We start from the raw sequence: 3,679 nt of genomic DNA on the forward strand, positions 1-3,679 counted from the left end.
CGTGAACGAACACGTCGTTGCCACCGTCGTCTGGCTGAATGAATCCAAAGCCCTTCTGGCCGTTAAACCACTTCACTGTTCCTGTCGGCATTCTTCTTCTCCAAAGCGCGCATGCGCGTAGCCCGCGTGACGCTCACGCAGAATCGATTCAATTCGTCGATGTCTCTGGAAAAAGGAGCCCGCGGGCGCATTCAACAAGGCACAGCGGCTGAACGAATGGCGACAAGGTATACCCCATCACGGTCGGTTACAAGGCTTGGACCGGATTTAATTGGGCGCCGGCTTCGGCGGAGTGTTTGAGGATTGCGACACTTTCGGCGAACAACGTATCTTAGTGAACATACACTCTACGGATTTGTGGGTATGGTTGCTCGTCACCGCCCGGCCCGTGGCTTTTACCGGTGATGAGAACGCCAGTTGCGCTCCCGCCCCATCCGAACAAGGGGAGCATTGCTATGGAACGGCGTCGCTTCAAACAGAGTCAAACTCTCAAACAGCGGCTCATCAACGAGGTCGGCCGTCTGCGCGACGAGGCCCGCTTACTCCCACCCGGCCGGCGCCGCGAGATGCTGCTGCGAAGGGTGCGGCAGGACGAGACGGCCATCCAGATCGATGCATGGCTCAGCTCTCCGGGCCTGAGGGCTCCGACGTAACACAACAATATCGAGTCGATTTCGCGGGACAGAGCGGCGTGATCAATCCGCCACGGCGACCGCGCGTCGGATAGCCTCGATTTTAGCTGCGCCCTCAGCGATCTCCGCTCCCAAGCTGCTCGCGAAAAAACTGCACAACGGCCGTATTGAATTCGCGATGGAAGGCAACCCGGTCGAAACCCACCGGCACGTCGGTGCAGATGCGCGGCACGGCCGCCGCAAGCTCGGCCGAGCAAGGCGCGAGGAAGGCGAAGTGGCCGGCCGGCACGACATGAATCTCGGGCTTGCCCGGCAATCCCTCCGCAACGCGCTCCGTGCCTGAACCATCGCCGACGCCGGGCCCGCCGAACTGCGATCGCCAGAACTGGAACGGCACCTTGACGGCGGCGAGGTTCTCGCGCGTCAGGACGCCTGGCGCGGGATCAACGATGACGGCTGTGCGGATGCGCGCATCCTGTATCGGGTCAGGCGGCGTCTCGCCATTGTGAAGCTGTGCGCAAGCGCCGGTCGTCTCCTTGCAGAAACTGGCCACCCTCGCGAAATCCGGCCTGGTCCCCATCAGCACGAGGCCGGTAGCTCCTCCGAGCGAGAAGCCGAAGAAGCCGACCTTGGCGGGATCGATCACCGCCCTGTCCTTCCAGGTGTTCAACACGAAATCGAGCAAACGAACGATGTCCGCCGGGCGCGATCCCCAGACCGACAGGGTGTCGCGCTGCGAGGAGTCGCTGACGGAATCGCCTGGATGATTGATGGAAGCGACGACGAAGCCGGCATCGGCCAGCGCCGCCGCCGTGTCATGGTGCTGGCCGAACCAGCCGCCTCTCCCGTGCGAAAAGACGACCAGCGGCAGCTTTGCGCCGGCGACGAGACAATCCTTCGTGCCCTTCAGGTCGAAATCGACACCGGCCGAAAGACTGCCAAGCGCGACATGTGTCGGCTCCGCCGCGCAGGGATACTAGATCGCGCCTGACAGTGCGGGGTCGGATTGGAGAAGCTGAATGCCTGCAGCCTTCGCAGGCGAGCCGAGGCAACAGAGCGTGACAGCGAAAGCCCAAAGCGTGCCGCGCAACGGACGTCCCCCTGATCCCGGCCGCAAGCTGACCGGAGAACGGCAGCAAATTTGTGGCTTCAACTCGCTAAGGGTGAACGACTTGCTCCCGGCGCTGGCGTCAAGGCAAAGTGCTGCAAAACAGGGAGGTCAGCATGTCTCTGCTCGGCAAGGCAGCCGTCGCGATGTGGTGGAATATCCGTCCCGAGCGGCGCGCTGAATTCGGCGACTGGCATTCGCACGAACATTTTCCGGAACGGATCAGCATTCCCGGCTTCCTGAGAGGATCGCGCTGGACCAGCACGACGGACGCCGAAGGCTTCTTCGTGCTCTACGAGCTGGAGCAGTACGAAGTGCTGACGTCGCGCGGATATCTGGACCGCCTCAACGCACCGACGCCGTGGTCGACCAGGATGATGCCGCATCATCTCGGCATGGTGCGCAGCCAATGCCGTGTCGCCGCGAGCTTCGGCGGCGGCGTCGCGACCTCGCTCGCGACCATCCGGCTTTCGCCGCGGGCCGGACAGGAGGCGCAGCTGCAGGCACACCTCTCGGAGGCGCTCGGCGCAATGGCACAGAAGGCAGGGCTGACGGGCGCACACCTCCTCCTGACCGACACGCCCAGGACGAGCTCACCCACGACCGAACAGAGGATCCGCGGCAGGGACGGCGCCGCCGACTGGATCGTGCTGCTGTCAGGCTATGATGCCGATGTGGTCGAGCGTGCAGTGGCCGAACAGCTCTCGCCGTCAGCGCTGCATGCCGCGGGCGCGCAGGACAATCCGACGGCCGGCCGCTACCGGCTGGCGTTCACGATGACGCCGCAGGACGTCGCCGCGACATAGGCGAACGCCCCGTCAGCCGCCCAACCCGTTCCTGGCCGCGCGAAGAATATCGTCCGACAGCTTGGGATCGTTCACGGCCCGGGCGAGCACGAGCGCCCCGACCAGGGAGGATAAGGTCGCAAGCGCCTGGTCATCGCGCCGCTTCAGCTTCGTCTCTTTATCCATCCGGCTGCTCAGCCATCCGACCATGCCCCTCACCCCGGCCGTAAAGCGCTCGCGTGCGCCTTTGCTCTGCTGCCGCATCTCGCAACACAAGGCTGCAAAGGGGCAGCCGCTTCCCGGGTCGTCGCGGTGCTCCGCCGAGAGATATTCGGAAACATAGTCATCGACAGTCGCGTCTTCGCGCAGCTCCCGCCCTTTGGCCGCAATCGCGTCGGCGACCGCTTCCTCGACCAGCCGCTCCTTTGAGCCGAACTGGCTGTAGAGGCTGCCGTGGGTCATCCCGGCGGCTTCAGTCAGCGCATCCACGCCGACCCCTGAGATGCCGCGTTCCCGCATCAGGCGGGATGCGGCCTTGAGAATGCGGTCGCGGTTCTCGGCCGCTTTTTCCTTCGAGATGCGCATGTTGCAGACCTTTGGCCCGTGGAAAACCGGGGAGCCTTGACAGTTATAATTACGATCGTCATTTTATGCAATGATTACGATCGTAATCAAAAGACCGAACCCTCGAACCGATGCCGGCCCGCGTGCGCGATGTGATCGCCCTCCGCCGCCCGGCATCATCAGGAGAAGAGATGGCTGAGCCCCATGGGAAGATCGCCCTCGTGACCGGCGCCTCGTCAGGCATCGGCGAGGCAACCGCCGAGCGGCTCGCGAAAGCCGGCTACAAGGTTTACGGCACCAGCCGTCGCGGGGCCGAGGCCGGCAAACGATCGTTCGAGATGCTGTCCCTCGACGTGACCAGCGATGAATCCGTGGACGCCGCCGTCAACGAGCTGATCCGGCGCTCTGGCCGCATCGATCTGCTCGTGAACAATGCGGGCGTCGGAGTTGCTCCTGCCGGCGCGGAGGAGAGCTCGCTCGATCAGGCCCGGTCGATCTTCGAGACCAATTTTTTCGGGCTGGTGCGAATGACGCGCGCCGTCGTGCCCCACATGCGCCGCCAGGGACACGGGCGCATCATCAACATCGGC

The 3,679-nt window shown here is 63.9% G+C and carries 7 protein-coding genes; 4 read left to right on the plus strand and 3 right to left on the minus strand.

The annotated features are described in order from the left end of the window. On the minus strand, positions 1-91 hold a 91-nt coding region (locus tag AC1D00_RS31605; protein WP_477013365.1), incomplete at its 3' end, for a cold-shock protein. Between the two features lie 364 nt (positions 92-455). Between AC1D00_RS31605 and AC1D00_RS31610 the strand changes: the two genes are divergently transcribed. Continuing rightward, positions 456-653, plus strand: a complete 198-nt coding sequence (locus AC1D00_RS31610; RefSeq protein WP_027546335.1) for a hypothetical protein — start codon at positions 456-458, stop codon at positions 651-653. A gap of 94 nt (positions 654-747) precedes the next feature. Here AC1D00_RS31610 and AC1D00_RS31615 read toward each other — a convergent pair whose 3' ends face one another. Further along, positions 748-1,503 (minus strand): alpha/beta hydrolase family protein, encoded by a 756-nt coding sequence (locus AC1D00_RS31615; protein ID WP_477013366.1) that lies wholly within the window; start codon positions 1,501-1,503, stop codon positions 748-750. On the opposite strand from AC1D00_RS31615, the gene AC1D00_RS31620 reads away from it, so the two are divergent. Together AC1D00_RS31620 and AC1D00_RS31625 are read left to right on the plus strand one after the other, a co-directional pair. Then, positions 1,396-1,623, plus strand: a complete 228-nt coding sequence (locus AC1D00_RS31620; protein ID WP_477013361.1) for a hypothetical protein — start codon at positions 1,396-1,398, stop codon at positions 1,621-1,623. The two genes, AC1D00_RS31615 and AC1D00_RS31620, sit on opposite strands and share 108 nt — an antisense overlap. A 233-nt stretch (positions 1,624-1,856) precedes the next feature. Further along, positions 1,857-2,546, plus strand: coding sequence for a hypothetical protein (locus tag AC1D00_RS31625; protein WP_477013362.1), 690 nt, complete (start codon positions 1,857-1,859; stop codon positions 2,544-2,546). Between the two features lie 12 nt (positions 2,547-2,558). Here AC1D00_RS31625 and AC1D00_RS31630 read toward each other — a convergent pair whose 3' ends face one another. Continuing rightward, positions 2,559-3,110: a TetR/AcrR family transcriptional regulator gene (locus tag AC1D00_RS31630; protein ID WP_477013363.1), complete on the minus strand. Its 552-nt coding sequence runs from the start codon at positions 3,108-3,110 to the stop codon at positions 2,559-2,561. A gap of 110 nt (positions 3,111-3,220) precedes the next feature. Between AC1D00_RS31630 and AC1D00_RS31635 the strand changes: the two genes are divergently transcribed. Beyond that, positions 3,221-3,679: SDR family NAD(P)-dependent oxidoreductase (locus tag AC1D00_RS31635; RefSeq protein ID WP_477013364.1), on the plus strand; the 459-nt coding region annotated here is incomplete at its 3' end.

This window comes from Bradyrhizobium sp. P2_E8, from assembly GCF_056403875.1.

Bases quoted from the DNA above. Each gene is read 5' to 3' on its own strand.
- AC1D00_RS31610 (WP_027546335.1), top strand. From the start codon at position 456: ATGGAACGGCGTCGCTTCAAACAGAGTCAAACTCTCAAACAGCGGCTC.
- AC1D00_RS31620 (WP_477013361.1), top strand. From the start codon at position 1,396: ATGATTGATGGAAGCGACGACGAAGCCGGCATCGGCCAGCGCCGCCGC.
- AC1D00_RS31625 (WP_477013362.1), top strand. From the start codon at position 1,857: ATGTCTCTGCTCGGCAAGGCAGCCGTCGCGATGTGGTGGAATATCCGT.
- AC1D00_RS31630 (WP_477013363.1), bottom strand. From the start codon at position 3,110: ATGCGCATCTCGAAGGAAAAAGCGGCCGAGAACCGCGACCGCATTCTC.